This is a genomic window from Nocardia sp. JW2, assembly GCF_051843015.1.
Classification (GTDB): Bacteria; Actinomycetota; Actinomycetes; order Mycobacteriales; family Mycobacteriaceae; genus Nocardia; species Nocardia coubleae.
Genome location: NZ_JBPXLK010000003.1, coordinates 441,646 through 467,927, shown reverse-complemented (window position 1 = coordinate 467,927; position 26,282 = coordinate 441,646). Strand labels below are relative to the sequence as shown.

Here is a 26,282-nt window from a genome sequence, read left to right as displayed (position 1 = left end):
GAAATGGTGGCAACCGGTCTCATTTTAGGGACGGGCGCTCGCTGTAATACGGTCGGGTAGTGCGTGAGCTGCGGGTGGGGTGTGCGATGTGGACTCATCCGCAGTGGCCCGCGTCGGCCGAGAAGCTGCGTTCCTACGCCGCGCACTGCGGCGCCGTGGAGGGCAATACGACCTTCTACGCGACCCCCTCGGCGTCGACGGTGCGATCCTGGGCGCGTCAGACGGCGCCGGACTTCCGGTTCGTCCTCAAACCGCCGAGGGCGATCACCCACGAACGCAGGCTCGTCGACGCGCGCGCCGAACTCGCCGCCTTCCTGGACGTGATGGCGCCACTCGGTTCCCGCGTGCACGCGCTGTGGCTGCAGCTGCCCGCCTCGTTCGGTCCCGGTGATCTCGGCGCGCTCGCCCGGTTCCAGCGTGAGCTGCCCTCGGGGTTGCGTTGCGCCGTCGAGGTGCGGCATCCGGCCTTCTTCACCGACGACCACGCCGCCGTGCAGCTGGAACGGGTGCTCGGGCGAATCGGCGCCGAATGGGTGCCCTTCGATACGACGGTGCTGTTCGACGGGCCATCGGCCGACGCGGCCGAGGTGGAGGCACGGGCGAAGAAGCCCCGGGTGCCCAGGCGTACCCGCGCGCTCACCGAGTACCCGATCGTGCGCTATCACGGCCGATCCGACGAGGAGCGCACGGTGGCGGGGTGGGAGCCCTGGGTGGAGACGGTGGCGCAGTGGTTGTGGGAAGGCCGGTCGCCGACGGTCTTCGTGCACACGCCCGACAACGCGGCCGCCCGCGACCTGGCCCGCCGGTTCCACGCGGAGGTCGCCGCGGTGGTTCCCGGACTCCCACCGCAACCCGCGGGCGGGACCGAGGAACCGATGACACTGTTCTGACCAGTCTGTCCGCGTCGATTCCGCGCACACTTGTCGGAGGGTCGTGGCATGCTGTGCGCCAGCACTGGGGAGTGTGTGGGCGGGACTCGAGGGGACAGCCCATGTCTGGGTCGATGGATGGAACGTCGTTGTTGCCCGCGCCGCACTGTGAGCCGCGCTTGGAGCACGGCGGGCGATCGGAAGAGGTTGTGCCGCATCGGGTTACCCGGGCGCGCACGCGGCGGTCCGGGCACGGCACGCCCGCCGGGATCAGGCGCGCGGTACGCGCTGCGTGTGTGGCGCAGACGCCGGTGGTCGAAGTGCCCACGGAGACAATGCGATTCGCCGAGCAGGTGCTGCGGTGGGTGCTCGAAGTCCTCGACCGGCGGCGGTCGGTCACGCATCTGCGACCCTTCGCCGATCCGCTGGTGGTGTCGGCGGTCGCCACCATGCTCGCCCAGGATCTGGTTCCCGGAAAGGGATTGGGCGCCGCCACTCTCACGCGTGTCCGGCAGACCTCGGCCGAACCGGGAGCAGCCGAGGTGTTCGCCCTGTATCAGCGGGGCGACCGCACCCTCGCCATCGCCGGACGGATCGAATCGGGCAAGGACACCTGGCGGCTGGTCGCGCTGCGGATGTATTGAAGAAGGCTATTCGGTGCCCGGCCGATGCTGGTCGGCCTGGTCGCGGCCGCTGCCGGGGGCGTCGTCGGAGCCGTCGGGCAGGCGGCGCGTGCCGTTGGCCACCTCGGCGACGAGATCGTCGTAGCCGCAGGCCAATTCGTGCAGCCGCTGCTGGGCGGCGCGCAAGTCGGCCTCGGCGCCGCAGGCCAGCGCCCGGTAGGTGAGCGCGGCGAAATGGGCCATGCGATCGACGACGGCGCCGATGCTCTCGGTGTGCATCGGCGCCGTGGTCGGTGGTTTCGGCGAGCGGAGCAGCACCCAGCGGTCGATCTCGCAGACCAACCGGGCGCGCTCCCAATCGATATCGCTGGTGTCGCCGGGCACCAGCTGTTCGCGGCGTTCGTGCAGGGCCGCCAGTTCGTGCGCGGCCGCGAGCACGGGGTCGGCGGACCCGGTGACCCCGCACACGGCACGCATCATGTCGGTGCGGGCAGGCAGTCCCGGTTCCCTGTCCACGTTTCGCCGCACCGTCCTGTCCTGTTCGTACCGCTTTCCGAAGAACATTCGTCCCGGTCGCGGATACGGATAGGTCGGACGGTTGCGCCCGCGGTCCTACAAGCTGCGCGCGATGATCTCCTTCATGATCTCGTTGGTGCCCGCGTAGATCAGCTGCACGCGGTTGTCCACCCACATGCGCGCGATCGGGTACTCGTTCATGTAGCCGTAGCCACCGAACAGCTGCAGGCAGGTGTCGGCGATCTGCATCGCCTTGTCGGTGCACCACCACTTGGCCATCGCGACGGTGGGGATGTCGAGCTCGCCGCGCAGGTGCTTCTCGATGCAGTCGTCGATGAACACGCGCGCGATGCGGGCCTCGGTGGCGACCTCGGCCAGCTTGAACTTGGTGTTCTGGAAACCGAACACCGGGCGGCCGAACGCCTCGCGCTCCTTCGTGTAGCGCAGCGTGTGCTCGAGCGCGACCTCCATGCCCGCGACCGCACCGTGCGCCACGATCAGGCGCTCCTGGGGCAGCTGCTGCATCAGCTGGACGAAGCCCTGGCCCTCCTGGGTGCCGAGCAGGTTGCTCACCGGGACGCGCACGTCCTCGAAGAACAGCTCGGAGGTGTCCTGGCCCTTCTGACCGATCTTGTCGAGCACGCGGCCGCGACGGAAGCCCTCGCGGTCGGCCTCGACCAGCACCAGCGAGACGCCGGACGCGCCCTGGGTGGGGTCGGTCTTGGCGACCACGATGATGAGGTCGGCCTGGGCGCCGTTGGTGATGAAGGTCTTGGAGCCGTTGATGACGTACTCGTCGCCGTCGCGGATCGCCTTGGCCTTCACGGCCTGCAGGTCGGAGCCGGTGCCGGGCTCGGTCATGGCGATGGCGCCGACGACCTCACCGGAGGCCATCTTGGGCAGCCACTGCTTCTTCTGCTCCTCGGTGCCGTAGGCGAGCAGGTAGTGGGCGACGATGCCGTTGTGCAGGCTCACGCCCCACGAGGTGTCGACGGCGCGCGCCTGCTCCTCCATCAACACCGCCTCGTGGGCGAAGGTGCCGCCACCGCCGCCGTACTCCTCCGGGATCGACAGACAGAGCAGACCGACTTCGCCCGCCTTGTTCCACAGGTCGCGATCCACATGGTGCTGCTCGCGGTACTTGTCGATATTCGGGACGAGTTCCTTGGCCAGGAAGGCGCGGGCGAGGTCGCGCAGGGCGTCCAGATCCTCGTTCATCCAGCTGGACCGATTGGCGGCCATCGAGTCTCCTTATTACGGCTCGGCACAGCACCGGCCTCAGGCGTGACCGGTGGTTACGGATACAGTGTGTACCAATATTGGCGGAGTGACAATAGCGGCTTCGATCGGGGTCACGAACGGTGTTCGACAACATTTGAGCCGCAGTGAAGTGAAAAGTGGGCTGTTTCGGCCGCGGGTGTGAAATGCGCGTGTCGCTCGCGGCGCGCCGCGTTTGGGCAGTGGTGTGGGAGCATCGGTTTCGCGCCGGAGGGTGAATGCACTAAGAATGGCGTGTGCCGTTCACACGTGTGCTCACCTGTCTGCCATCGCGATCCCGGGGCGGTGGTCTGGCATGACCAGCGAATCGCCCCTCGAGGACGACGTCAGCCAGCTCGCCCAGCGCGTCGAACGGGCGCGCGGACGACTCGCCTACCAGTTCGACCCGGCGCTCACCGACGCCCTGTCCGAGGACGAACTGCGCGCCGAACGTGAACTCGCCGAACGCATCCGTGAACAGGATCGCGAACAGCGCTGGAAACACACCCAGGCGATGGCGCAGGCCTCGGACCGTGCAAGGCAGACCACCGAAGCTATCGAGAAGGCCGACATGCGAGATCTGCTGCTCGCCAGGAAGGCGATGGCCGCCCAGCGGCGCGAATCGAGCCCGCACGCCAAACTCGCCTCGCTGTATCGGCACCGGTCCTGGTCACTGAAGGCGCTGGCGGGCGTGGTCGCCGCGGGCATGCTGTGGTCGGCGGTGAACGTGCAGCAGAACATCGCGCCCGGCGGGCCGACGGACCCGCTGTTCTGGTTCAGTTACCTGCTCGAGGCCATGATCAGCGTGTGTCTGATCATCATCATGGTCGGCACCAACAAGGTGGCCGAATGGGGCGTCATCGACAACCGGCGCCAGGTGGCGCTGGCCGAGATGGCGCTGCTCTCGCTCACCGTCACGCTCAACACCTACCCCTATGTGCGTGACGGCCGCTGGTACGACGCCGCCGTGCACGCCGTCGCTCCGGTGATGATCGGTGTCGCGCTGCTCATCCACGACGCGGTGAGTGCCAGGTACGGACTGGCGATCACCCGGGCGACCAGCCAGGTCAGGGACCTGCCCGACCCCGCCGAAAGCATTCTCAACCGCCAGGCCGTCGACGGCGTGCGCCTCACCTACACCCCGCCGATGACCGGAAGCACCCGCATCGAGTCCGCGCCGCCCGCGCCGTCGGTGACCGCCCCGATCACCCGCGAACCCGCCTGGACCCCGTCCGAGCCGGTTTCCAACGGAAGGCCGGCCGAGAAGCGCAAGCGTTTCGGCATCGGCAAGCCGTCCTCGGGTGACAAGGCCACAGCGAAGAAGACCGTCGTCGCCGCGGCCGAGCCGGTGAAGGAAACGCCCAAGCCGGTCGAGCAGGTGAAGACCACCGACTCGGTCCCCGCCGCCCGCAAGAGCACGATCTCCGACATCGAGGCCCGAGTCGAAAAGGCCTTCGCCGAAGCCAACTTCGGCTACGAGGCCATCGAACCGACCAGCATCTACGACACCGGCCAGTTCCGCATCGCCGAGAGCCTGGAACAGGAACTCAACGAGATGCGCGAGGCCCGGAGGCAGGCCCGCAAGGAGCGCGCGGGGTCGTAGCCACTCCTTCCATACGCGCAAAACCGCCCTGGTTGCGAGCGAACCAGGGCGGTTTCGTGTGTGTCAGCCGAAGAGGCTGCCGCCGGTGCCTGCTTGCTGGCCGCCGCCGGTGCCGCCGAGGAGGCCGCCGGGTGGGAGTTCGGAGGGCTGGACGATGACGAAGCCGCGGCCGGAGAACGACAGGGTGCTCGCTTCGCCGGTGCTGCGGCCGATGAGGCGGCCGAGGCCGAAGGAGTCGTTGCGTTTGATGCCGGTCTGCAGGCTGGAGGACCAGGCCACGGCGGCGTTGGGGTCGGCGTAGGTGGCCTGGTCGACGGTGAGGACGACCGGGGTGCCGTGGGTGGTGATGGCGATGCGGCCGCGGCCGGTGAAGACGCAGTTGAAAAGGCCCGCGTTGGAGGCGATTCCGGCCGCACCCTGTACCCGGCCGATGTCGTAGCGCAGGGTGGAGTCGAAGGCGAGGACGTTGGCGCCGTTGATGGTGAGACCGTCGGAGCCGTCGAGGTCGATGATGTGCACGTCGGCGGCGCTGTTGGCCAGGAACAGGTCGCCGCGCCCGCTCACCTTCATCAGGGGCACACCTTCGCCGGTGAGGTGCTGCCGGATCGCGCGGCCGATGCCGCCGGAGCCGAGCGCTTCGAATTTCAGGTCACCCTGGTAGGCCACCATCGACCCGGACCGCGCCATCACCTCCCCGTTCAACCCGACCTTGACCATCTTGCCGCCCTGCTTCTGGATTCCGAGGCCGTTGACCTCGGCATGCGAGGGGTCGAACAGGTCGCTGTGCACGGGCGGGACTCCTTGCTGAGAGGCGTACGAAGGTTGCGCACCAGGGTGAGCGGGTGGTGGGGAACCCGGTTGACCAGGCGGGGGGAACTGCCCGGGCGGCGGGTAGGCGGCCGGTCCGGGGGTTGGCGCATGTCCGGGCGCAGGGGCGTAGGCGCCTTGTCCGGGGGCCGGGGCCTGCCCAGGTGGTGGGTACGCGCCAGGTGGTCCGGGAGGTGCGAACTGCCCGGGAACGCCGTGACCAGGAAGGGGGTGGCCCCCGCCCACCGGGGGCTGCCCGGGAGGCATCGGGGCGCCGGGATGCTGTGGCGGGTGCGCGGGAAGCGTCGTATTCCCTTGTGGCGCAGCTGGTTCCGGTTCGTCGTCGAGGTTCACCCCGTAGGCCGATGCGATGCCGGCGAGCCCGTCGTCGTATCCCTGGCCGATGGCCCGTACCTTCCACGCCTCGCCGCGCCGGTAGATCTCCACGCACACCACACCGCTCTCGGTGGTGAGCCCGGAGACGGGGAACGTCAGGGCGGTCGGCCCGGACTGGATGGTGGCGGTGAGGTTGCCGACGGCGGCGAAGGTGGCGGGTCCGCGTCCGTCGAGGCTCGCCGTGACCACCACCTTGTCCACGTCGGCGGGCAGCGCGGAGGTTTTCACCTGCACGATGTCGGGTCCGCCATTGCCGTGCCGGTACACCACGCCCGGCCCGGTCGGCTGGTTGAAGAAGACGAAGTCGGCGTCGGAGCGCACCTTGCCCGCGGTATCGAGCAACAGGGCCGACACGTCGACCGGGGCCGAACAGGCCACGGTGACGGTAAGCTCATCGCCCGGCGCGGGCCGGTTCTCTCCCGGTGCTAGCACGGTCACGACACGGCACCCGAACGCGGGCGGTTTCGCTGCTGTTCCACGAGTTCGATAGTGCCGTGTGTGCCGTCACCGCGCCAGTTCTCGATTCGGCCGGTCGAGCGGGATCTCGAGGTGCACCGTCTGGAACCCGTCGTGCGGAGCGCGCGCGTCGTGCACGATGTGGCCGAAGGTGAGCCAGAACTCCAGGGCGCCCGGCGTCCGCGCGTCGGTGTGCAGGTACAGCCGGTCGAATTCCGGTGTGGCCCGGACAGTTTCGACGGCGGCGGTGACGAGCCGGGTGGCCAGCCCCCGCCGGTGGTGTTCGGGCCGGACGTAGACCCGGAACAGCTGGGCGGTGGTGTCGTCGGGATAGCGGCGTGCCAGCTCGGCCGGATGGGGTGGGTGCGCAGGTCCCTTCGCGCGAATCGCGGTGGTGCCGACGACGACTCCCTCGTGTTCGGCCACCCACAGTCGATTGCGCGGGTGACGCAGGTACGTGGCGTCGAGGTCGATCACGTCGTGGTGGTGTTCGGGCAGGTAGCCGATGCCGAACACCTGGTAGAAGGTGTCGAGCATGACGCTGCGCGCGCCGGCCAGGTCGGCGGGACCGGCCGGGCGGACGAGATAGTCGGTGGTGGTCGCGGTCATCGCAGGCCGGCCAGTTCGCGGTCGAGCACTTCCAGACCCTCGACGGCGACCGGTCCCGGACCGGTGTAGCCGAAGGGTGCGACGATGATCCGGTTGTCGCGGATGGCGCGCAGCCCGGCCAGTTCGGGGCGCTGGCGAAGGGTGGTTCGCACCGATTCCGGGGTCTGGTCGCCCTGGGTGAGCAGGATGATCACCTCGGGGTCCTGGGCGATGAGCGTTTCGGTGTTGGCTTCGAAATTGCGTTTGGCGATGTCGCCGTAGATGTTGGACAGGCCGAGGATGCGCATCTGTTCGTGGACGGTGCTCTGGGAACCGTAGGCCTTGAGCTGGGCCCCGTCGCGCGACAGGATCAGCGCGGCCGCACGTCGAGGAGTCGTTGTGCCGCTGTGCTTTTCGGTGACCGCCCGCACCCGCTGCCGCAGCGTGGCGACCTCGGCGTCGGCGGCGCCCGCAGTGCCGAAGAGCTTGCCGTAGAGCGAGATGTCGGCGAAGACGTCCTCGAACGTGCCCGCCGCGTCGCGGCAATAGCCACGGGTGACGATCAGCGGGATGTTCACCTGTGCCAGGTCGTCGGGCGTCACCGACAGTCCCTCGACGCTCACCACGAGGTCGGGGGAGCGGGCGATGATCTCCTCGCGAGCGAGTTCGGCTGTCGGAGCGGTGATCTCGATGCCTCGCAGGGCATCACCGTACTGGCCCGGGAAGGCGGCGGCTTCGAAGGTACGGGTGACGATGCGGTCGGCGGCACCGGCGGCGGCGATCGTCGGCGCGGCGATGGAGCCGACGGTGACGACCCGCTGCGGTGGCGCGGCGAAGGTGACATCACGCCCACAACTCGAAACGGTCAGGGGGAAGCCGTCTTCCGCCGTGGTGGTGGCCGGTGCGGGCGCGCCGCAACCGGTGACCACGGCGGTGAGCAGCGCGAGGGCGGGGATCGCACGGTGACGTGCGGAGGAGACACCTGTGAACACGGTGATCGGAATTCCTTTCGATGGAGCAGAAATCAGGAGGCGCGGGAGCGGCGGATCAGCAGCAGGAGCAGGGGCGCGCCGACAGCGGCGGTGACGATGCCGATGGGTAATTCGCGCGGCGCGAAAACGGTGCGCGCACCCACATCGGCGATCACCAGGAACAGCGCGCCGAGCAGGGCACTCACCACCAGCAGGTGCCGGTGGGTTCCGCCGACGCACAGCCGCGCGACGTGCGGAACGATGAGCCCGACGAAGCCGATCGCCCCCGCGACGGCCACCACCGCCCCGACGGCGAGCGCGACGATCAGCAATGCCCACAACCGGATTCGGTTCGGGGCGAAGCCGAGCGTGCGCGCGGTGTCGTCACCCGCAGCCAGCGCGTCCAGGCGTGGCGCCATCAGCAGCACCGCGAGCAGGGCGCCCGCGACCACGGCGACGGTGGTCGCCACCGAGGACCAGGCCGCCGGGGCTAGCGAGCCGAGCAGCCAGAACAGCACGGTCCGCGCGCCTTCGGGGCGGTCGGAGGCGAAGATCAGAAAGCTCGTGGCGGCCGAGAAGATGTAGCCGATGGTCACCCCGCCGAGCAGCAGGCGCAGCGAGGTGAGCTGCCCGTTGATCCGGGAGATGGCGAACAGCAGCACCGTGGCGATCAGTGCCCCGATGAACGCACTCGCCGCGAGTGCGGCGGAGGTGGCTGCCGCGCTCACACCGAACAGCAGATAGACGGCGGCACCGGTCGAGGCACCCGAGGTGACGCCGAGAATGTGCGGATCGGCGAGCACATTGCGCACGATGGTCTGCAGAACGGCGCCGGTGATCGCCAACGCGGCGCCGACGAGCGCGCCGAGCAGTACGCGTGGCACCCGGACGAGCCAGACGATCGAGTCCTGCGCGGTGGTCCAATCGGGAGTCACCGGTCGGCCGAACGTGTGGTGGCCGATGATCCGGGCGACGGTACCCGGCGGAACGGCCACCGGCCCGAGCCCGGCCGCCACCAACACAGTGCCGGCGAGTGCGATGAGCAGCCCACCGATCAGCAGCACTGTGCGCGTGCGGTGCCGCGCGTGATCGAGATCGTCGACGATCTGCTCGACCTCCAGTGTCATCGCGTCACCGCCTCTCGGGTCTCGGTCATCGACGGTGACCCGTCGGGGCCGTCATCGGTGAGTTCTGCCGCGCCGCCGGGAGTGTGGTCAGCCGGCGTGGGGTGGATCTCGGCGGCCTCCGCGACAACCGGGTTGTGTTCTTCCGCATCGTCCGACGGCCCGAAGAGGAGTTGGGTGGCGCCGAAGGCGGTGGTGCGGCGGACGGGGATGCGGTAGACGGGCTCGAGGGTTTCGGGGGTGAGGACGTCGTCGACCTCGCCTGCGGCGGCGACGCGGCCGTTGTCGAGCAGGACCAGGTGGTCGCAGTAGCGGGCGGCCAGGTTCAGGTCGTGCAGGACGACGATGGTCGTCGTCTTGTCGAGGCCTCGGACCAGGGAGAGCAGTTCGTGCTGGTAGCGGATGTCGAGGTGGTTGGTCGGTTCGTCGAGGAGCAGGTGGTCGGCCTGCTGGGCCAGGGCGCGGGCGATGAGGACGCGCTGACGTTCGCCACCGGACAGGGTCGCGAAGGGGCGGTCGGCCAGGTCACGGGCACCGACGCGGGCGAGGGCGGCGGCCGCGGTGATGCGGTCGGCGCGTGAATACCCTTGGAAGGCACCGACCCACGGCGCCCGGCCGAGCAGAACCGTCTCGGCGACCGTGATCGGTGTGTCCGGTGGTGATTCCTGGGCGACGACGGCCAGGCGTGTGGCGAGATCGCGTCCGCGTAGTGTGCCGACCGGGGTGGCATCGATCGTGATGGTCCCACCGGCGGGGCGCAGGGCGCGGTACAGCAGGCGCAACAGCGTCGACTTGCCCGACCCGTTCGGGCCGATCAACCCGACCGTGCTGCCCGGATCGGCACGGAAAGTGATGTCGTCCAAGGTGATTCGTCCGCTGTAGCCGAAGCGGACCTGTTCGATGGTGATCATGCGGGTAGCTCTCTGCTCGGGAGGCGCTCGTGCGGAAGCCGGTGTCCCCGGACCGGTCGGCGGGTGTGGTGCACGCTCACGGCGCAGCCGAACGAAGCGCAGAGCTGCTCCGCGGCAGCGAGTTTGGTGCGATAGTCACGGTCGTTCTCGCTCAGCAGGATTCCGGTCGTCGTGCCGCTGTGCGCGACGACGACACCCACCGCGCCGAGCGCGCGTGCTTCCCGGATGGTCGAGTCCAGATGCGGGCGGTGGCGGAACGCGGCACTCAGCACAGCGCCACGGGTGGCCACCGCGCCGATCGCCGTCACGTCCCCGCGCACGATCGCGACACCGAGTTCGTCGAGCAATCCGGCGTATTCACGCTGGTGTCCGGGGCCGAAAGACGGTTCGGTGCGGTTGAATTCGACGGTGTCGACCACGCCGCCCTCGTCGCCGGTGACGATGGTCAGCGGCGGCAGCGCGCCCAGCCGGGTGTGCAGACGCACCTCCCGATGGAAGTAGGCGACCGTGCCGGAATACATCACCCCGTCTGAGGGCTCGATGGCACGCAGGTCGGCTTCGAGTTCGGTGAGTCCGACCGTTCGGCCTTCGGCATCGGCGACCGCGCGAGCCGTCGCCACCAGGTCGGCGGTGGAGCTGGCCAAGCCTTTGCCCTCGGGCAATTCGCTGCGCACGGTGAGTCGTCCGCCGCGCAGCACCCGTGAGCGCGCCACCATCGCGCTCGCCAGGCGCCGAGCCTTCGACTTGTGCCCGGGGACGACGGTGATGTCGTCACCGCTTGGTTCGAAGACGGCGACGGAGCCGCGCTGAATGGGCAGCGTGACGAGGAAGTGGCGGTCCCCGTCGAGGACGCCCTGCAGCAGTTCCCCGCAGCTGCCGTTGGCGCGGCCGACGCCGATACCCGGAGTGTCGGCCGTCGGCGGTGTCCGGTGCTCGACGAAAGGCGGGCGCCACTCGCGCACCGGGTGGCGGGGATCAGTCATGTGCGGTCTCCCGAGTGAGCGATGTCGGCATCGGGCAGCACGGCCCGCCGATGCAAGCCGAGGATCGCGACCGCGGACAGCACACCCGTCCCGGCGCACAGCAGTGCGGGCGGCCAGGTGAGCGACCCGCCCGCCCAGTCGAGCACCGCGCCGCTCAGGGATGTCGCGACCACGGTGAACAGTCCCGCTGCCAGGTAGAACGCCCCGAAATAGGTTCCGGTGAGCCGGTTTCCGGCGAAGCGGCCGATCGACTCGTTCACGAACGGCTGCACTGCCGTCACCCCGATGGCCAGCACCACCGCGCCCGCCACCACGGGAGTGACCCGCAGTACGGTCCCCGCGAGTCCGCTACCCACGCCTGTGACGACACCCGCGGCGGCCGGGGCGATCAGGAACGACACGCCCATGATCGCCATCCCCGCCGCCATCGCGGGCCCGCGCCGAGGCCGGCGGATGAGCACCGTGGTGACCCGAACCTGCAGGGCCACAACGGCTATGGTCTCCACCACGAACAGCGCGGCCACCGCCCCGGCGCGGTACCGGGGCTCGGCGCTGTCTTGTGCCTGCAACGTGAGCAGAAAATAGATCTGGCTCTGCAACGCGAACATCGGCATCAGGGCGAGGGTGAACGCCCAGAAACGGCGATCGGTGAACACGGTCGTGAAGTCGGCGCCGATCCCGCTCTCGTGCGCGGGCACCGGTCGCGCGGGCAACAGCACCCACTGAACCACCGCCAGCACCACGAAAATCACGGCGGCGACCAGCGCGGATATCCGGAAGCCCGCCGCGATCAGCACGGTCCCCAGCACCGGCCCGATCGCCGAACCAGCGTTGCCGAACACATTGAACAGCGCGAACGCCTCCGCCGACCGCGAACCACTGTCGGTGGCGATATACGCGCGCACGGCCGGATTGAACAGCGCGCCCGCGAAACCCGTGAGGATCGCCGCCGCGAGCACCACCGGCAGTGAACCACCGAGTGCGAACAACGCGAACCCTAGCGCCCGCACGGCCAGCCCCACCATGATCACGCCCCGCGCCCCCAGCCGATCCGCCGCCGAACCCCCGACGAGGAACAGACCCTGCTGACTCAGATTGCGCACCCCGAGCACGACACCGACCACCGCCGCCGACAGCGCGAGGTCGTGCAGCAGATAGTCGGCGAGAAACGGGATCAGCAGATAGAAACCGATATGCCCGACAAGATGATTGACCAGCAGCAACCGCACGCCCTTGGGCAGCGCGAGAAACGTCGTCCTCACCCGACCACCCCGGCAGCGTCGTCGTGCACTGCGGTGGCGGGATCGGTCGGCGCGGGGGCGGGGTCGCGGACCACTGTGCAACGGCCCCAGCCGCTGACCTCGGCGCTGTCGGGGGTCGGGATGGTTGTGGGTTCTGTTGCGGGAGGGGCGAACAGGCCGTTCGCGCTGCACCAGGTGTCGTTGTAGATGGTTCGCAGGTAGCGGTGGGGGCCGTCGGGGAAGACGGTGAGTACGCGGGAATCCGGCTCGCGGTCGGCGATCCAGCCGGCGACCAAAGCAGCGGCACCGGTGCTCCAGCCGCCCGCGATTCCGGTGCGTGCCGCGAGTGCGCGACAGGACGCGACGGCTTCGGCGGCGCCGACCCAGTGCACCTCGTCGAAGTCGGCATAGGCCACGTTGCGGGGCAGGATGCTGCTGCCGAGGCCGCGCATGAGCCTGCGGCGGTCCGGTTGCCCGAAGATGCGGGAGCCGACGGCGTCGACGCCGACCACCCGCAGCCGGGGCCAGCGGGTGCGCAGGACGCGGGTGAGCCCCGCACAGTGGCCGCCGGAACCGATCGAGGCGACGAGCACATCGACGTCGTCGACCTGCGCGAGGATCTCCGCGCCCATGGCCTGGTAGCCACCGGCATTGTCGGGGTTGTCGTACTGGTCGGGCCAGTACGCGCCCGGTGTCGCGGCCAGCAGTTCGGCCAGCCGGTCGAGCCTGGCCCGCTGCCAGCCGCCGGTCGGGTGCGGGGTGGTGACCACCTCGAGGGTGATGCCGAACGCCGAGAAGAGGGCGCGCAGGTCCGGTTCCAGTTCGTCGTCGACCACCAGCACGATCGGATGACCGAGCGCCTTGCCTGCCAGGGCAAGGCCCAATCCGAGAGTGCCGCTGGTCGATTCGATGATCGTGGCGCCCGGTGCGAGGTCGCCTCGCGCGGCCGCCGCCCGCATCATCGACACAGCCGCACGGGCTTTCATCCCGGCGATGCTCGCCGATTCGAGTTTGGCTGTGTACCAGCTGTTTCCGGTGGCAACCTGGACTACAGGGGTGTTGCCGATCAGGTGCAGCAGGCCGGGTTGCGGTGCGGTCATGAGCGCTCCCGGTAGATGACCAGGGTGCTCGCGGCACCGTCGAGAGAGAAGAACGGGTAGGGCTCGGCCGAGATCGCGTGGACTCCGGCGCCGAGGAACCAGGGCAGCACCGCGCTGCCGGTCTGGGCGAAGAGAACCAGGGGAAGTCCCCGCTCGCGCGCGATGGCGCGGAATTCGTCGAATGTGCCGTTGCCCAGAGTCATTCCGGTGACGAGCAGTGCGTCGTAGTCCGACGGAGCCGCCGCCACGGACTCGAAGATCGGTTCGCCCCACTCGGTGACACCGCCCGCGAGATCGCACGGCACGTAGGCGATGCCACGGTCGCGCAACTCGGCCAGCAGCGAACCGATCACCCCGACCACCAGCGCCTTGGTGACCTCGGAAGGGAGCAGATCGACGACGGTGTTCGCGCGGCGCCGCGATTTCGTCAACGAGGTCGGCCCCGCCACCACCACGGGGCTACCGTGCAGACCCGCTGCCTCCGGATGCGGGTGCACATGCATCAGATAGGCATCGAGCGCCGCGATACGCACCGCCCCGACCTGGTGTTCGAGCAGGTCACCGACGGAAGCCGCGACACAGTCGTCGATCAGCTCGCCGGTGGCCGAACCGGGTTCGAGCCCACACGAGCCGACCGCCGCACCGACCCGGATGCTGAGCACCTCGTTGCGGTAGGCGCGGGTGCGTCCCGCGTGCCTGGTGCCGTAGGTAGTGAGGAAGGCGGTCGATGCTTTCAGAGTGTCGGGGTCGGGGCCGAGTCGTCCGGTCCGTGCCCACGTGGTGAGCTCGGCCACCGAGGCAGGGTGCGTCTGGATCACGCGACACCGCCGTCGAGCTCGACACGCAGCTCGGCGATCAGGGAATTCGCGAGTTTGCTTGCCTCGCCGGTGTTTTCGGACGCTACGAGGACGTGGCCGAGGTAGGTGTTGTTGTCGGTGGCCGGGCGGACCTCGGCGCCGGGCTCGGGGAGTTTGTGTTCCACGATGCGCGGATCGTCGGCCCAGCCGGCCGCACCGGCGACCCGGGTCACCACGCCTGCCCGGTCGGGGACGGCGAAGGCGACGGCGGCGCTCCCGGCATCGGTCTGCCGTGGGGTGAGCTCGGGTGTCCCACCCAAGACGGCCTCGACATGAACCCTGGTGAGGTCGATGCCGGTGACCCGGCGGACCAGTTCGGTGATCCGGTTGCCCGCGGGCCGTGGGTTCACCTCGATCAGACACGGCCCGTCCGCCGTGAGCTTGACCTCGGTATGGGCGACGGTCGCGTCGAGACCGAGCGCCTCGACCGCCGCCACGGCGGTCTCGGCGACGGCCCGGCGATCGGCAGCCGACAGGTCGGCCGGGAACATATGGCCCGACTCGATGAAGGCGGGGGCGCCGGTGAGCTGCTTGTCGGTCACCCCGACGACAGTCGTCTGCCCGGCGACGGTCACCGTCTCCACGCTGAATTCGGGCCCCTGCACGCATCTTTCGACCAGGACCTGCGGTGACCTGCGTTGCCCACGGGCGTTCACCGGGAACCCGGCGATGCGCTCCACCGCGGCGCGCAACTCGGCGGCGTCGTCGACCCGGCACACGAACATCCCGCCACACAGATCGATCGGCTTCACCACCAGCGGAAAGCCCAATCGAGTTGCGGCGCCGAGAATCTCGTCCATCGTCTCGGCGACCGCGAAGTCCGGTCCGGGAACTCCGGCGGCGCGACAGATCTCGCGGGTCCGGTACTTGTCGCACGCCGCGACCAGCGCCTCCCGGCCGGGGCCGGGCAGGCCGAGATCGGTGGCGATCGCGGCAACCGTCGGCAGGTAGTAGTCGCACGAAGTGAGTACGCCGTCGAAACCGAAGAGCTCGTGCAGCTTTCGCACATACGGCAGCAGCGCGGCCTCGTCGTTGGTCTCGGCGGTGAACACATTGTCAGCGGCCAGCAGCGGGTGCGGCGACGGTGTGCCCGGGCGGAGGTAGTGCCCGAGATCCCTGGTCAGGAAGCTGAATCGGTGTCCGCCGTCCTTGATTCCCTGCGGCAGCAGGGTGCTCATCGAGCCGACCCAGCTCTCCACCATCAGCAGATGTCCCACTACGACCTCCCAGCCTCATCGAGATGATAATGATAACCATTATCGCTACGATTGCCACCGCCGGTCACCGCGATCGGCTGAAATCGATGAGGAATCACCCATGTTCTTGAAGAAAATCGCTGTGCCCGTGGCCCTTTCGCTGTCCGCTCTGGCCCTCACCGCAGCCGGAGCCCAGGCGGAACCCACGGCACCGCGGCCGGTCGAATACACCGCGCACACCGACGGCACCACCTCGGTCATCGAGATCGAGCACGGTTCGCTGGTGGTCGACAACGGCACCCTGCAGGTGCGCGACGCCGCTGGCACCGTCGTCGGCGCGACGCCGCTGACCTTCGCGATCGACGACTTCCAGTTCCCCATCGACGCCCGGGTCGACGGTCGAACGGCGACCCTCACCCCCGCGCTGAGCATGGACAAGGCCGTGTACAAGCCGGTCGCCCTGCCGTTCGAGGACAAGGCGCCGTGGAAGTCCGAATACGACCGTGAACAGGCCGCCTGGTCCCGGATGACGAGCACCGTCTCCATGGGCGCCACCATCGGCACCCTCGTCGGTGGCATCGGCGGCGCGGCCCTCGGTTGCCTCGCCGGTGCCGCTGCGGGCGTCGTGCTCACCGGTGCCCTGCTCACCCTGTTCGGTGCGGGACCGCTGGCCGGTTGTGTCGCGGGTGCGGCCGCCGTCGGTTTCCTCGGTGTGCTCGCGGGTCAGATCTTCGTCACCGCGCCGGTCGCGATCGGCGCGGTGATCCAGTACGTCACCACGATCAACCAGCCGTTCACGGCGCCCGCCAAGTAGGGACACCCTGGTGCGGCTCGCCCACTGCCGGGCGGGCCGCACTGTCTGGCCGAAGTTCGTTACCCGTGCGTACGGTCGCGATTAGGCTGCGGTCATGAGCTCTGCCGTCCACGGATTCACCGACGACGCCCTCGGCGACCACGATGCCGTCGGCCTCGCCGCCGCACTGCGTGCCGGGGAGGTGAGCCAGGCCGAGGTGATCGAGGCCGCGATCGCCCGGACCCAGGCCGTCGACCCGCGCCTCGACGCCGTGCAGGTGCGCAGCTTCGAACGGGCCGCCTCGGCACCCGAAACCGCCGGCGTGTTCGCCGGGGTGCCCGCGTTCGTCAAGGACAACACCGATGTCGCCGGGCTGCCGAGCTGTCACGGGTCGGCCGCGTTCACGCCGCATCCGGTGACGGCGACGAGCGGGCCCGCCGCGCAATTCCTGCACTCGGGTGTGGTCGTGCTCGGCAAGTCGACGCTGCCGGAGTTCGGGCTCACCGCGAGCACCGAGTTCGTCCACCGCCCGCCGACGCGCAACCCGTGGAACCCGGAGTTCTCGGCGGGCGCGTCCTCGGGTGGGTCGGCGGCGCTGGTGGCGGCCGGGGCGGTGCCGATCGCCCATGCCAACGACGGCGGTGGTTCGATTCGCATTCCCGCCGCCGCGACGGGTCTGGTGGGACTGAAGCCCACCCGGAACCGGCTGCTCGACCAGCCGGGCGCGCGCAAACTGCCGGTGCACCTGGTGGCCGAGGGTGTGCTCACCCGGTCGGTACGCGATACGGCGCATTACCTGGCCGCGGTCGAGAGTTTCGGTGCCCACCCGAAACTGGCGCCGGTGGGGCTGGTGGAAGGGCCGAGCGCGCGACGACTGCGCATCGGCGTGGTCACCGCGGATGTGTTCGGCAGGCCGGTGCACCCCGACAACCGGGCCGTCCTCGATTCGGCCGTCCGTGTCTTCGCGGGTCTCGGGCACGAGATCGTCGCGAAGCGGCTGGAGGTCGACCCGCGCTTCGTCGACGACTTCAAGCAGTACTGGGCGGTGATGGCCGCGGCGATGACGCTGTCGTTCCGGCTCGGTCATCGCGGACGATTCGACGCGCGCAAACTCGACCCGTTCACCACCGGCCTGATCGGAATGGCCAAACGCAACCCACTGGGTTCCGCGGCGGCCGCGTGGCGGCTACGCGCCGGAACCGCGGCCTACGACCGGCACTTCGCCGATATCGATGTGATGCTCAGCCCGGTGCTGTCGCATCCGGCGCCGCGCATCGGTGAGCTGGCGCCGGATCAGCCGTTCGACGACCTGTTCGCCAAGCTCGTCGACTATGTCGGCTTCACGCCGCTCAACAATGTCGGTGGGGGACCGGGCATCTCGCTTCCGCACGGGCTGCTGCCGACGGGTCTGCCCGGCTCGGTGCAGCTGGCCGCCCCGCGCGGCGCGGAGCGAACCCTGCTCGACCTGGCCTACCAGCTGGAAGCGGCCAGCCCGTTCCCCCGGATCACCGACCGTCGCGCCGACGCGGGCGCGGCCTGAGGGCTCAGTTGTGGCGGGTCGCCACGTTGATCGGGCGGAGGCTGCCGGTGGTGCCCGCCTCGAACGCCCAGTGCTCGCCCCGCCAGGTGGGGTGTTCGGTGCGCCAGCGGTCCACCAGCCGCGGGTCTTCGAGGGAGGCGACGACACCGGCGGAACCGGTGTACTGCAGCCGTTCGTACTTGTGGCGGGTGATGGTGTCGACCGAGGTGGCGGTCGCTAGAGCAGACATTCGAACTCCGGGATAGCGGGAACGGTGCGTGACGAGGCACGGCCCGGACCGGCGGCCCGGGGTGCTGCGGTGGCGCGTCACCGCTCGCAGCCGAGTATGCCGCTCGTCGCGATGCCGCGCGCGGGTTTCGAAAATCCTGTTGTTCGGATTAACGGATACCTGACAACAGATCGTTCGTCCGCCGCGAAGGGTTACGCCCTCACCAGCTCGGGCGGACCCGACCAAGGGCGACGACCCGCGCCAATACGTCCCTGACCTGGTCGAGATCACCCGCACCAAGGGTTTCGGACCAGTTTTCGGTGAGTTCGCCCAAGGCCGCGTCGGCGGCGCGAGTGCACGCCCAGCCGCGGTCGGTGAGTGTGACGAGCCGGGCGCGTGCGTCGCGTGGGTGCGGATTGCGTTCGACGTAGCCCTTGGTGACCAGCTCGTCGACCAGTTGACTCGCCGCCTGCTTGGTGACGCCGAGATGCTCGGCGATCTCACCGACGGTCGCCCCGTCGGGTGCCATTCGCACGAAGGCGAAGCCGTGTGTGGGCCGTACATCGGGGAAGCCGGCAGCGGCGACCCCGGCCTGGACCGCGTCGGTCACCTGGGCGGCGGCCGCGAGCAGCAGTAGGGGGAGGTCACCGGCAGGGGGCACGTTCGTCATTCTGGCACTTGACGAGATGGAAAAGCTACTTGACTATATAGACAAGTAACTTGACTAATAGGAGACGCAATGCCGGTAGTCCGTTCCGCCGACGCCCAGGTGCACGACGTGCACAACGCCCGCTTCACCTCGTTGATCCGCCCCGGCACCGGCAGTGCCGACCTGTGCGTCTGGCAGACCGAGGTCGCGCCCGGCACGGCCGGAGTCGCCCACCGGATCCTCGGCGAGGAGGCATTCGTGCTGCTCACGGGTGAAATCGTTCTCACCATCGACGGTGAGTCGGCCACCCTGCGACCCGGTGATGCCGCCGTGGCGCCCGTCGGTTCGCTCATCGCACTCACCGACGAAGCCGGGGCGGGCGCGCGGCTGCTGGTCGCCGTCCGGACCGGCTTCGCCGCGGAGTTGCCGGACGGGTCGACCTTCGTCCCGCCCTGGGCATCATGACCGGTCACCACCGCTGTTTCGGTGGCAGAACTTGAAAGTTCGGTCACCCGAACAATATAATTCCGGGATGAAGGTTGGGTTCCACCGTTCGTCGCGAGTACTCGCGGCGTGCGTGCTGAGTGTCATGGTGTTCGCGCTCACCGCTTGCGGTGGCGTCGGCGCGTCCGACGACGACCGGAAGGTGGTCCTCACCACCTTCACCGTGCTCGCCGATATGGCGCGCAATGTGGCCGGTGAGCATCTACGGGTCGAGTCGATCACCAAGGTGGGCGCTGAGATCCACGGGTACGAGCCGACGCCGGGGGATATCAAGAAGGCCGCCGAGGCCGATCTCGTCCTCGACAACGGCCTCAATCTCGAGGCCTGGTTCGCCCAGTTCGTCGCCGACCTCGAGGTGCCGCATGCCGTGGTGAGCGAGGGCGTGACACCGATGAACATCAGCGAGGACGCCTACGCGGGCAAGCCGAATCCGCACGCGTGGATGTCGCCGGTGAACGCGCAGATCTACGTGGACAACATGGTTCGCGCCTTCACCGACCTCGACCCCGACCACGCCGAGGCCTACCGCGCCAACGGCGAGGCGTACAAGACCCAGCTCGGTGCGGTCCGTGACGAGCTGGTGGCCGCCGTCAGCACGCTGCCCGCCGACCAGAAGGCCCTGGTCACCTGTGAGGGGGCGTTCTCCTACCTGGCCCGCGACGCGGGGCTGACCGAGAAGTACATCTGGCCGGTCAACGCCGAACAGCAGGCCACACCGCAGCAGATCGGGTCGGTGATCGACTTCGTCCGCCAGCGCGGGGTGCCCGCCGTGTTCTGCGAGTCGACGGTGTCGGACGCGCCGATGCAGCGCGTGGTCGAGGCGACCGGTTCGCGCTTCGGCGGCACGCTGTATGTCGACTCGCTGTCGGAGGCGGACGGCCCCGTGCCGACCTACCTCGACCTGATCCGGCACGACGCCGACACCATCGCGGCGGCACTGGCAGGAGCACCGAAATGACCGAGCCTGTTGTCGAAATCCAGGACGTGACAGTTCATTACGGTGATGTGCTCGCCCTCGACAACGTGGAACTCACCTTGAAATCGGGTCGAGTGTGCGGGCTGATCGGGATGAACGGGTCGGGGAAGTCGACACTGTTCAAGACCGTCATGGGGCTGGTGACGCCCGACCGCGGCCGGGTGCTGGTCAACGGTGGCGCACCCGCCGCCGCGCGCAAGGCGGGCGCCCTCGGGTACGTACCCCAATCCGAGGACGTGGATTGGACTTTCCCGCTGTCGGTGCGTGATGTGGTGATGACCGGGCGCTACGGGAAAATGGGTTTCACCCGGCGCGCGAGCAAGGCCGACAAGGCTGCCGTAGAGGAGGCGTTGGCCCGGGTCGAACTCACCGACTTCGCCGACCGGCAGATCGGGCAGCTCTCCGGTGGTCAGAAGAAGCGGACTTTCGTGGCGCGCGGTATCGCGCAGGAGGCGACCATCCTGCTGCTGGACGAACCGTTCGCCGGTGTCGACAAGCGCTCCGAGGCCACCATCACCGCGTTGCTGCGTGAGCTTGCCGCCGGTGGCGCGACGATCCTCGTGTCCACCCACGACCTGCACGCGCTGCCCCGATTGGCCGACGAGGCAGTGCTTTTGAACCGCCGGGTGCTCGAACACGGCGACCCCGACGTGGTGTTGCGGCCCGAGAACCTGGCCAAGGCGTTCGGATTGGACACAGACCAGTGACCCTCGAAGAATTCTTCCTCGACCCGTTGCGCTACGAATTCATGGTCCGGGCGCTGGCGACCACCGTCACCGCGGCCGTGGTGTGCGCGGTGCTGTCGTGCTGGCTGGTGCTGATCGGCTGGTCGTTGATGGGTGACGCGGTGTCGCACGCGGTGCTGCCCGGGGTGGTGCTGGCCTACATCGTCGGCTGGCCGTTCGCGGTGGGTGCGGTGATCTTCGGGTTCCTCGCGGTCGCGTTGATCGGGGTGGTGCGCGATACCAGCCGGGTGAAGGAGGACGCGGCCATCGGGATCGTCTTCACGACGCTGTTCGCGTTCGGGTTGGTGCTGGTGTCGGTGACACCGAGCCAAACCGACCTGAATCACATCGTTTTCGGCAATCTGCTCGGGGTGAGCCGCGAGGAGATGATCCAGATCATGATCCTCGCGGCGATCGTGCTCGTGGCGTTGGTGCTCAAGCGGCGCGACTTCACCCTGTATGCCTTCGACGCCACCCATGCGCACGCCATCGGTCTCAACCCCCGCGTGCTCGGCACCGCGCTGCTCGCGCTGCTCGCGCTCACCTCGGTGGTGGCGTTGCAGGCGGTGGGCGTGGTGCTGGTGGTGGCCATGCTCATCATTCCGGGTGCCACGGCCTACCTGCTCACCGACCGTTTCTCGCGGATGCTGCTGATCGCGCCGACCGTGTCGGTGCTGTGCGCGGTCACCGGTCTGTACATCAGCTACCACCTCGACACCGCCGCGGGCGGGATGGTGGTGGTCACCCAGGGCGTCGCCTTCACCCTGGTCTACCTGTTCGCGCCGCGTCACGGCATCATCGGCCGCCGCATCACCGCGAGCCGGGCCCGTTCGGCCAAGCTCGCCGTCTGAACCTGTCGGTGCGTTTTGAGATGATCGGGTCATGACAGTCACCGGGGACGACGTCCGCACCATCGCCGGGTCCCTGCCCGGCACGGCGGAGGAATTCGCCTGGGGCATGCCGATTTTCAAGGTCTCGGGCCGCCTGTTCCTCACCCTTCCCGAGAACGAGACCTCGATGGCCGTCCGCTGCCCGATCATCGACCGCGACGAACTGGTCCAGGCCGAACCCGCCAAGTTCTGGATCGCCTCCCACGAGGCGAACAACGCCTGGGTCCGCGTCCGCCTCTCAGCCCTCGACGACCACGACGAACTCACCGCCATCATCACCGACTCCTGGACCCAGGCCGCCCCCCGAGCCCTCCTGGAGTCTCATGAGTCCGCTACCAACTAGGGTGGCGGGTCTTATGGGAATCAGCGCTACTGTGCACACTTTTGCTATTCAGCTCGCCGATGTGGACCGGGGGGTTTATGAGGAGTTGGAGTTGCGGGTGGCTCGGCATCCGTCCGAGACGCTCGAGTACATGGTGACGCGGATTCTGGCGTACTGCCTGCAGTACGAGGAGGGGATCGTGTTCAGTGAGGGTGGGATCTCGGCTACCGACGAGCCCGCGGTGCAGGTGCGGGATCTGACGGGGCGGACGACGGCCTGGATCGAGGTGGGGGCGCCCGATTCGGAGCGGATTCATCGGGGGAGCAAGCTGGCGGGGCGGGCGGCGGTGTACACGCATCGGGATCCGGTGAAGGTGCTCGCGCAGTACGCGGGCAAGAAGATTCACAACGCGGCCGCGATTCCGCTCTACAGTTTCGACCGGGCGTTCATCGACGAGGCGGCGCGGCTGGTGGATCGGCGCAATACCGCGAGCCTGTCGATCACCGAGGGCGTGGTGTACCTCGATCTCAACGGCTCCAGCCTGCGGACCGACATCATCGAACAACCGTTGGCCTGAACGGGTAATTTGGCGGGCACCTGTACGAGTGGAGGTTGCGGTGCCCACAGTGATGAGCCGGTTCGTGATTCCGGGGTTCCTGCGAGTAGCGCGCCGCAACCGGAACTACATCGACGCCGAACGCGCCGAGGCCCATATCCGCGAGTTGGCGCTTCGCCCACTGCCCTACGGCCCGCCACGCACCCTGCGGGGAGTCGACATCGCCGTGGTGCGCGATCGTGGCTGGCCCGTCTACACCCTCACCCCGCGCACCGGAAAACCACGCGGCGGCCTGGTGTACGCGCACGGTGGCGGCTGGGTCGGTGAGATCGCGGTGCAGCACTGGCGGCTGGCGGCCATGCTCGCCATCCGCGCACGGCTCACGGTGACGGTGCCGATCTACCCCCTCATTCCGTTCGGCACCGCCGCGGATGTGATTCCCCGCGTAGCCGACCTCGTCCGCACCAGCGCCGACGAACACGGCCCCACCTTCCTCGGCGGTGATTCGGCCGGCGGCCAGATCGCCCTGTCCACCGCTCTGCACCTCCGCGACCTCGGCACCACACTGCCGCGCACCGTCCTCATCTCCCCGGCTCTCGACCTCACCCTCGAGAACCCGGAGATCGACGTCGTGCAGCAGCGCGACCCGTGGCTCGGTCGTGACGGCGGCCTCGTCTACGGCCGCCGGTGGAGCGGCGAGCTGCCGATGAAGGACCCCATGGTGAGCCCCTTGTTCGGCGATCTCACCGGCCTCGGCCCGATCACCCTGTTCACCGGCACCGACGACATCCTCAATCCCGACGCCCGCCTGCTGCGGGACAAGGCCCGCGCGGCCGGTGTCGACCTGGACTACATCGAGAAACCGGGTCTGGTGCACGTGTATCCGCTGACCCCGAGTCCCGAAGGCGCAACGGCCCGCCGCCACATCGTCACCACGCTGTGCGCGGATCTCGATGGCGTACAGGATGTTTCACCTCAACGCTGAGACAGGTGATAGTTGAACAGGATGGTCAGCTGGGTGACCGCCTGATCGAACGGATGCGCCGACTTGAGCGCCCGGCTGTGCACGATGGTGCCCTCGATGGTGGTGAGCAGGAACCCGGCCAGTGACACCGCGGTCGCCCGTTCGATCCCGGCCGCGACGATGCCGTCGGCCAGGCGCGCGGTCCATTCGGCGAAGGCCTGCCCGGCGATCGACTGCACCACCGGATCGCTTTCGTCCAGCGCGGCGGCCATCATGAACGATCCGGCCCGGAACTCGCTCTGTTCGAGCGGCACCCGCCAGAAGGCGAACAGGTCGGTCAGCCACTGCTGCGCCGACGGCGCGGTCTGCAGGGCGTCGGCCACGGCGCTGACGTGCGAGTACACCAGCCGCGACACGATGCGGGCCGCGGTCTGCACCAGTTCGCTCTTGCCGGAGGGAAAATGCTGGTAGAGCGAGTTGCGTGAGGTATTGCTCCGCTTGAGCAGTTCGCTCAACGCCGCCGCGTGCACACCGTGCTCCTGCACGGTCGCGATGGTGTGCTCGATCAGTCGGGCGCGTGGTCCGGCCGGCATCCGACTCTCCTCCCCGAAACGCTTGATTGAACCGATCGGTTCATGTTAGACCTTATGACGGATGAACCGATCGGTTCACATGGAGAGGATGTCATGCCAACCCCCATCGCCACCTCGATTCCGATCACCCACACGGGAATTCTCGGCCTCGGCGTGTACCGGCCGCGCCGCGTCGTGCCCAACTCGGAGATCGTCGAGGCCATCGACTCCTCCGACGAATGGATCAAGACCCGATCCGGCATCGCCGCCAGGCACTGGGCCGAAGACGACGAGACCATCGTGTCGATGAGCACCGCCGCCGCCCGCGACGCCCTCACCGCCGCGGGCATCACCGCCGACCAGGTCGACGCCGTGCTGCTGGCGACCTCGTCGCAGATGGTCCTCGGCCCGTCGGCGGGCGCGGTGGTCGCCACCGAACTCGGCATGCACGACACCGCCGCCTACGACATCTCCGCCGGGTGCGCGGGCTTCTGCTACGCGCTGGCCGATGCCGCCAACCTGGTCCGCTCCGGTCAGGCGCGCCACGTGCTGGTGATCGGTGTGGAACGGCTCTCGGACCTGCTCGACCGCACCGACCGCGGCACGGCGTTCATCTTCGCCGACGGCGCGGGCGCGGTGGTCGTCGGCGCCGCCGAGCAGGAGGGGATCGGCCCGGTGGCGTGGGGCTCGGACGGGTCACGCACCTCGGCGATCAAGCAGGACAAGGACTTCCAGGAGTACTTCGCCGAGGTGGCGGCCGCCGAGGCCAGTGGCGGCACGACGGTGCGGCCCTACATCCGGATGAACGGCACCGAGGTATTCCGCTGGGCCGTCACGTTCCTGGAGCAGGCGTGCCGGGAGGCCTTGAAGCTGGCCGGCGTCACCGCCGCCGACCTGGACGCCTTCGTGCCGCATCAGGCCAATATCCGCATCACCGACGCGCTGGTCCGCACCCTCGACCTGCCCGACACCGTCGCCGTGGCGCGCGACATCGTCGACACCGGTAACACCAGTGCCGCCTCGATTCCGATGGCCATGGAACAGTTGCTGCGCAGCGGCGCCGCCGAACCCGGCCAGACCGCGTTGCTGCTCGGCTTCGGTGCTGGTCTGGCGTACGCGGGCCAGGTGGTGCACCTGCCACCGATCGTCTAGCCGGTGAAGCGCTTCTCGCTCTCGCCCAACATCTCCAGCGCGCACCGCACCGACTGCTCGAGCACCTGCTCGGGTTCGCCGTCGAAATCGCGGTGCACGGCCCAGGAGGTGTCGCGGGTGGCGACAGCGCACCACACCGATCCCGCCGGTTCGCCGTCCTGATCGCCCGGCCCACCGACGCCGGTGGTCGCGGCGGCGATATCGGCGTCGGTCAGTGCCCGCACGCCTTCGGCCATGGCCAGTGCGGCCGTCTCCGACACCACCGGCACGTCGGGCACACCGAGAACGGACTGTTTCACCGTCACGGAGTACGCGACGACCCCGCCGCGGAACCACTGCGCGGAGTCGGGTGCCGCCGCGAGGGCGGCGGCGAGGTTACCGCCGGTGAGGGATTCGGCTACGGCGACTGTCAGCCCGTGACGCTTGGCGAAGTCGCCGACATCTGCTGCGGTGGTGATGATGGCCTCCTCTGACGCGCCTGATCGCTGACTGGAACAGCGTAGGCCGCCCCGTCGCGGATGCCGAACTCGAACCGGCACGGGAACAGCGACGGCAGGCCGGTGGCGCGCAGGTCGTAGTTCGCGGCGAGGGTCTGCATGGCCCAGTTCTGCAAAGAATCCGGCAGTCGCAGGGTGGTGCCGTCGACGCAGGAAACATAGGCGTGGGTCTGTTCACCGTCGACCGGAAGCGGGTTGCGCAATCCGACCGCGCCGATGTCGAGAATTCGTCCGGAGTTGTGGGGAGAAGCGACGCTCGGCAAATCCAACTCGATGTCGTCCATGTGGGAAACCGTAACGCAGCAACTATCCAGGGAACATCGAAATCACGCCCCCTATACCGAACTTCGCAACATTGGCTGAACGCCGCGTTTGTGACGATCGGTCTGCGCCCATCGCAACACCATCGCAAAGAACCGGAAATCTTCTCGTTCCG

The 26,282-nt window shown here is 68.8% G+C and carries 30 protein-coding genes; 13 read left to right on the top strand and 17 right to left on the bottom strand.

Features of this window, described 5'->3' with window-relative positions; translation table 11 throughout:
• Positions 1-59 precede the first annotated feature (59 nt).
• Together ACSVDM_RS07560 and ACSVDM_RS07555 are read left to right on the top strand one after the other, a co-directional pair.
• On the top strand, positions 60-890 hold the full coding sequence (locus ACSVDM_RS07560; protein ID WP_439263740.1) for a DUF72 domain-containing protein: 831 nt from the start codon (positions 60-62) through the stop codon (positions 888-890).
• A 299-nt stretch (positions 891-1,189) separates the two neighbouring features.
• Positions 1,190-1,513: an Rv3235 family protein gene (locus ACSVDM_RS07555; protein ID WP_439263739.1), complete on the top strand. Its 324-nt coding sequence runs from the start codon at positions 1,190-1,192 to the stop codon at positions 1,511-1,513.
• Between the two features lie 6 nt (positions 1,514-1,519).
• Here the strand turns inward: ACSVDM_RS07555 and ACSVDM_RS07550 are convergent, their stop codons facing one another.
• Positions 1,520-2,008 (bottom strand): DUF4254 domain-containing protein, encoded by a 489-nt coding sequence (locus ACSVDM_RS07550; protein ID WP_439263738.1) that lies wholly within the window; start codon positions 2,006-2,008, stop codon positions 1,520-1,522.
• Between the two features lie 96 nt (positions 2,009-2,104).
• Complete coding sequence (locus ACSVDM_RS07545) at positions 2,105-3,250, bottom strand: acyl-CoA dehydrogenase family protein (protein ID WP_067642692.1); 1,146 nt, start codon at positions 3,248-3,250, stop codon at positions 2,105-2,107.
• 331 nt (positions 3,251-3,581) lie between these two features.
• On the opposite strand from ACSVDM_RS07545, the gene ACSVDM_RS07540 reads away from it, so the two are divergent.
• Positions 3,582-4,868, top strand: a complete 1,287-nt coding sequence (locus tag ACSVDM_RS07540) for a hypothetical protein (protein WP_225280870.1) — start codon at positions 3,582-3,584, stop codon at positions 4,866-4,868.
• 63 nt (positions 4,869-4,931) lie between these two features.
• Here the strand turns inward: ACSVDM_RS07540 and ACSVDM_RS07535 are convergent, their stop codons facing one another.
• The 10 genes from ACSVDM_RS07535 to ACSVDM_RS07490 form a co-directional block, all read right to left on the bottom strand.
• On the bottom strand, positions 4,932-6,509 hold the full coding sequence (locus tag ACSVDM_RS07535) for an AIM24 family protein (RefSeq protein WP_439263737.1): 1,578 nt from the start codon (positions 6,507-6,509) through the stop codon (positions 4,932-4,934).
• A 66-nt stretch (positions 6,510-6,575) separates the two neighbouring features.
• Positions 6,576-7,136 carry a GNAT family N-acetyltransferase gene (locus tag ACSVDM_RS07530; RefSeq protein ID WP_439263736.1) on the bottom strand — a complete coding sequence of 187 codons (561 nt, stop codon included), beginning with the start codon at positions 7,134-7,136 and terminating at the stop codon, positions 6,576-6,578.
• The gene (locus ACSVDM_RS07525; protein WP_439263735.1) at positions 7,133-8,107 is read right to left on the bottom strand and encodes an ABC transporter substrate-binding protein; all 975 of its coding nucleotides are present in this window, start codon (positions 8,105-8,107) and stop codon (positions 7,133-7,135) included. Before ACSVDM_RS07525 ends, ACSVDM_RS07530 begins: the two co-directional genes overlap by 4 nt.
• A 32-nt stretch (positions 8,108-8,139) precedes the next feature.
• Positions 8,140-9,213: a FecCD family ABC transporter permease gene (locus tag ACSVDM_RS07520; RefSeq protein WP_439263734.1), complete on the bottom strand. Its 1,074-nt coding sequence runs from the start codon at positions 9,211-9,213 to the stop codon at positions 8,140-8,142.
• Positions 9,210-10,121: an ABC transporter ATP-binding protein gene (locus ACSVDM_RS07515; protein WP_439263733.1), complete on the bottom strand. Its 912-nt coding sequence runs from the start codon at positions 10,119-10,121 to the stop codon at positions 9,210-9,212. The genes ACSVDM_RS07520 and ACSVDM_RS07515 overlap by 4 nt, the downstream gene beginning before the upstream one ends.
• Positions 10,118-11,104 carry a GHMP family kinase ATP-binding protein gene (locus ACSVDM_RS07510; protein ID WP_439263732.1) on the bottom strand — a complete coding sequence of 329 codons (987 nt, stop codon included), beginning with the start codon at positions 11,102-11,104 and terminating at the stop codon, positions 10,118-10,120. Before ACSVDM_RS07510 ends, ACSVDM_RS07515 begins: the two co-directional genes overlap by 4 nt.
• The gene (locus ACSVDM_RS07505; RefSeq protein WP_439263731.1) at positions 11,101-12,366 is read right to left on the bottom strand and encodes an MFS transporter; all 1,266 of its coding nucleotides are present in this window, start codon (positions 12,364-12,366) and stop codon (positions 11,101-11,103) included. The genes ACSVDM_RS07510 and ACSVDM_RS07505 overlap by 4 nt, the downstream gene beginning before the upstream one ends.
• On the bottom strand, positions 12,363-13,445 hold the full coding sequence (locus ACSVDM_RS07500) for a PLP-dependent cysteine synthase family protein (protein ID WP_439263730.1): 1,083 nt from the start codon (positions 13,443-13,445) through the stop codon (positions 12,363-12,365). The genes ACSVDM_RS07505 and ACSVDM_RS07500 overlap by 4 nt, the downstream gene beginning before the upstream one ends.
• Positions 13,442-14,263: a hypothetical protein gene (locus ACSVDM_RS07495; RefSeq protein ID WP_439263729.1), complete on the bottom strand. Its 822-nt coding sequence runs from the start codon at positions 14,261-14,263 to the stop codon at positions 13,442-13,444. The genes ACSVDM_RS07500 and ACSVDM_RS07495 overlap by 4 nt, the downstream gene beginning before the upstream one ends.
• Complete coding sequence (locus ACSVDM_RS07490) at positions 14,260-15,519, bottom strand: ATP-grasp domain-containing protein (RefSeq protein WP_439263728.1); 1,260 nt, start codon at positions 15,517-15,519, stop codon at positions 14,260-14,262. Before ACSVDM_RS07490 ends, ACSVDM_RS07495 begins: the two co-directional genes overlap by 4 nt.
• Before the next feature lie 100 nt (positions 15,520-15,619).
• Here ACSVDM_RS07490 and ACSVDM_RS07485 point away from each other — a divergent pair, with 100 nt between their 5' ends.
• Both ACSVDM_RS07485 and ACSVDM_RS07480 read left to right on the top strand, forming a co-directional pair.
• Positions 15,620-16,312, top strand: a complete 693-nt coding sequence (locus ACSVDM_RS07485) for a hypothetical protein (RefSeq protein WP_439263727.1) — start codon at positions 15,620-15,622, stop codon at positions 16,310-16,312.
• 94 nt (positions 16,313-16,406) lie between these two features.
• Positions 16,407-17,831 carry an amidase gene (locus ACSVDM_RS07480; RefSeq protein ID WP_439263726.1) on the top strand — a complete coding sequence of 475 codons (1,425 nt, stop codon included), beginning with the start codon at positions 16,407-16,409 and terminating at the stop codon, positions 17,829-17,831.
• A 4-nt stretch (positions 17,832-17,835) separates the two neighbouring features.
• Here ACSVDM_RS07480 and ACSVDM_RS07475 read toward each other — a convergent pair whose 3' ends face one another.
• Both ACSVDM_RS07475 and ACSVDM_RS07470 read right to left on the bottom strand, forming a co-directional pair.
• On the bottom strand, positions 17,836-18,060 hold the full coding sequence (locus ACSVDM_RS07475; protein ID WP_067496952.1) for a hypothetical protein: 225 nt from the start codon (positions 18,058-18,060) through the stop codon (positions 17,836-17,838).
• Positions 18,061-18,259: 199 nt separating this feature from the next.
• Positions 18,260-18,709 carry a MarR family winged helix-turn-helix transcriptional regulator gene (locus tag ACSVDM_RS07470; RefSeq protein WP_439263725.1) on the bottom strand — a complete coding sequence of 150 codons (450 nt, stop codon included), beginning with the start codon at positions 18,707-18,709 and terminating at the stop codon, positions 18,260-18,262.
• Positions 18,710-18,778: 69 nt separating this feature from the next.
• Between ACSVDM_RS07470 and ACSVDM_RS07465 the strand changes: the two genes are divergently transcribed.
• The 7 genes from ACSVDM_RS07465 to ACSVDM_RS07435 all read left to right on the top strand — a co-directional run bounded on the left by ACSVDM_RS07465 (position 18,779) and on the right by ACSVDM_RS07435 (position 23,646).
• Positions 18,779-19,153, top strand: a complete 375-nt coding sequence (locus ACSVDM_RS07465) for a cupin domain-containing protein (protein ID WP_439263724.1) — start codon at positions 18,779-18,781, stop codon at positions 19,151-19,153.
• A gap of 67 nt (positions 19,154-19,220) precedes the next feature.
• Positions 19,221-20,150, top strand: a complete 930-nt coding sequence (locus tag ACSVDM_RS07460; RefSeq protein WP_439263723.1) for a metal ABC transporter substrate-binding protein — start codon at positions 19,221-19,223, stop codon at positions 20,148-20,150.
• The gene (locus ACSVDM_RS07455) at positions 20,147-20,875 is read left to right on the top strand and encodes a metal ABC transporter ATP-binding protein (RefSeq protein ID WP_067642650.1); all 729 of its coding nucleotides are present in this window, start codon (positions 20,147-20,149) and stop codon (positions 20,873-20,875) included. Before ACSVDM_RS07460 ends, ACSVDM_RS07455 begins: the two co-directional genes overlap by 4 nt.
• Positions 20,876-20,916: 41 nt before the next feature.
• Entirely contained in the window at positions 20,917-21,744 is an 828-nt protein-coding gene (locus ACSVDM_RS07450; protein ID WP_210740780.1) for a metal ABC transporter permease, read from the top strand.
• 31 nt (positions 21,745-21,775) lie between these two features.
• Positions 21,776-22,126, top strand: coding sequence for an MmcQ/YjbR family DNA-binding protein (locus ACSVDM_RS07445; RefSeq protein WP_067496964.1), 351 nt, complete (start codon positions 21,776-21,778; stop codon positions 22,124-22,126).
• A 13-nt stretch (positions 22,127-22,139) separates the two neighbouring features.
• Positions 22,140-22,682, top strand: a complete 543-nt coding sequence (locus ACSVDM_RS07440) for a YaeQ family protein (protein WP_067497047.1) — start codon at positions 22,140-22,142, stop codon at positions 22,680-22,682.
• 40 nt (positions 22,683-22,722) lie between these two features.
• Entirely contained in the window at positions 22,723-23,646 is a 924-nt protein-coding gene (locus ACSVDM_RS07435) for an alpha/beta hydrolase fold domain-containing protein (protein WP_439263722.1), read from the top strand.
• On the opposite strand, the gene ACSVDM_RS07430 is transcribed toward ACSVDM_RS07435, so the two are convergent.
• Positions 23,637-24,218 carry a TetR/AcrR family transcriptional regulator gene (locus tag ACSVDM_RS07430; protein ID WP_067642643.1) on the bottom strand — a complete coding sequence of 194 codons (582 nt, stop codon included), beginning with the start codon at positions 24,216-24,218 and terminating at the stop codon, positions 23,637-23,639. The genes ACSVDM_RS07435 and ACSVDM_RS07430 overlap by 10 nt on opposite strands.
• 93 nt (positions 24,219-24,311) lie before the next feature.
• Here ACSVDM_RS07430 and ACSVDM_RS07425 point away from each other — a divergent pair, with 93 nt between their 5' ends.
• Positions 24,312-25,349 carry a beta-ketoacyl-ACP synthase 3 gene (locus ACSVDM_RS07425; protein ID WP_067497053.1) on the top strand — a complete coding sequence of 346 codons (1,038 nt, stop codon included), beginning with the start codon at positions 24,312-24,314 and terminating at the stop codon, positions 25,347-25,349.
• On the opposite strand, the gene ACSVDM_RS07420 is transcribed toward ACSVDM_RS07425, so the two are convergent.
• Positions 25,346-25,762 carry a CinA family protein gene (locus ACSVDM_RS07420; protein ID WP_439263764.1) on the bottom strand — a complete coding sequence of 139 codons (417 nt, stop codon included), beginning with the start codon at positions 25,760-25,762 and terminating at the stop codon, positions 25,346-25,348. The genes ACSVDM_RS07425 and ACSVDM_RS07420 overlap by 4 nt on opposite strands.
• Positions 25,759-26,130, bottom strand: coding sequence for a hypothetical protein (locus ACSVDM_RS07415; protein ID WP_157105087.1), 372 nt, complete (start codon positions 26,128-26,130; stop codon positions 25,759-25,761). The genes ACSVDM_RS07420 and ACSVDM_RS07415 overlap by 4 nt, the downstream gene beginning before the upstream one ends.
• Positions 26,131-26,282 lie beyond the last annotated feature (152 nt).

Bases quoted from the DNA above. Each gene is read 5' to 3' on its own strand.
- ACSVDM_RS07480 (WP_439263726.1), top strand. From the start codon at position 16,407: ATGAGCTCTGCCGTCCACGGATTCACCGACGACGCCCTCGGCGACCAC.
- ACSVDM_RS07510 (WP_439263732.1), bottom strand. From the start codon at position 11,104: ATGACTGATCCCCGCCACCCGGTGCGCGAGTGGCGCCCGCCTTTCGTC.
- ACSVDM_RS07470 (WP_439263725.1), bottom strand. From the start codon at position 18,709: ATGACGAACGTGCCCCCTGCCGGTGACCTCCCCCTACTGCTGCTCGCG.
- ACSVDM_RS07465 (WP_439263724.1), top strand. From the start codon at position 18,779: ATGCCGGTAGTCCGTTCCGCCGACGCCCAGGTGCACGACGTGCACAAC.
- ACSVDM_RS07455 (WP_067642650.1), top strand. From the start codon at position 20,147: ATGACCGAGCCTGTTGTCGAAATCCAGGACGTGACAGTTCATTACGGT.
- ACSVDM_RS07515 (WP_439263733.1), bottom strand. From the start codon at position 10,121: ATGATCACCATCGAACAGGTCCGCTTCGGCTACAGCGGACGAATCACC.
- ACSVDM_RS07425 (WP_067497053.1), top strand. From the start codon at position 24,312: ATGCCAACCCCCATCGCCACCTCGATTCCGATCACCCACACGGGAATT.
- ACSVDM_RS07450 (WP_210740780.1), top strand. From the start codon at position 20,917: ATGGTCCGGGCGCTGGCGACCACCGTCACCGCGGCCGTGGTGTGCGCG.
- ACSVDM_RS07530 (WP_439263736.1), bottom strand. From the start codon at position 7,136: ATGACCGCGACCACCACCGACTATCTCGTCCGCCCGGCCGGTCCCGCC.
- ACSVDM_RS07540 (WP_225280870.1), top strand. From the start codon at position 3,582: ATGACCAGCGAATCGCCCCTCGAGGACGACGTCAGCCAGCTCGCCCAG.
- ACSVDM_RS07415 (WP_157105087.1), bottom strand. From the start codon at position 26,130: ATGGACGACATCGAGTTGGATTTGCCGAGCGTCGCTTCTCCCCACAAC.
- ACSVDM_RS07460 (WP_439263723.1), top strand. From the start codon at position 19,221: ATGAAGGTTGGGTTCCACCGTTCGTCGCGAGTACTCGCGGCGTGCGTG.
- ACSVDM_RS07520 (WP_439263734.1), bottom strand. From the start codon at position 9,213: ATGACACTGGAGGTCGAGCAGATCGTCGACGATCTCGATCACGCGCGG.
- ACSVDM_RS07485 (WP_439263727.1), top strand. From the start codon at position 15,620: ATGTTCTTGAAGAAAATCGCTGTGCCCGTGGCCCTTTCGCTGTCCGCT.
- ACSVDM_RS07440 (WP_067497047.1), top strand. From the start codon at position 22,140: ATGGGAATCAGCGCTACTGTGCACACTTTTGCTATTCAGCTCGCCGAT.
- ACSVDM_RS07545 (WP_067642692.1), bottom strand. From the start codon at position 3,250: ATGGCCGCCAATCGGTCCAGCTGGATGAACGAGGATCTGGACGCCCTG.
- ACSVDM_RS07500 (WP_439263730.1), bottom strand. From the start codon at position 13,445: ATGACCGCACCGCAACCCGGCCTGCTGCACCTGATCGGCAACACCCCT.
- ACSVDM_RS07430 (WP_067642643.1), bottom strand. From the start codon at position 24,218: ATGCCGGCCGGACCACGCGCCCGACTGATCGAGCACACCATCGCGACC.
- ACSVDM_RS07445 (WP_067496964.1), top strand. From the start codon at position 21,776: ATGACAGTCACCGGGGACGACGTCCGCACCATCGCCGGGTCCCTGCCC.
- ACSVDM_RS07475 (WP_067496952.1), bottom strand. From the start codon at position 18,060: ATGTCTGCTCTAGCGACCGCCACCTCGGTCGACACCATCACCCGCCAC.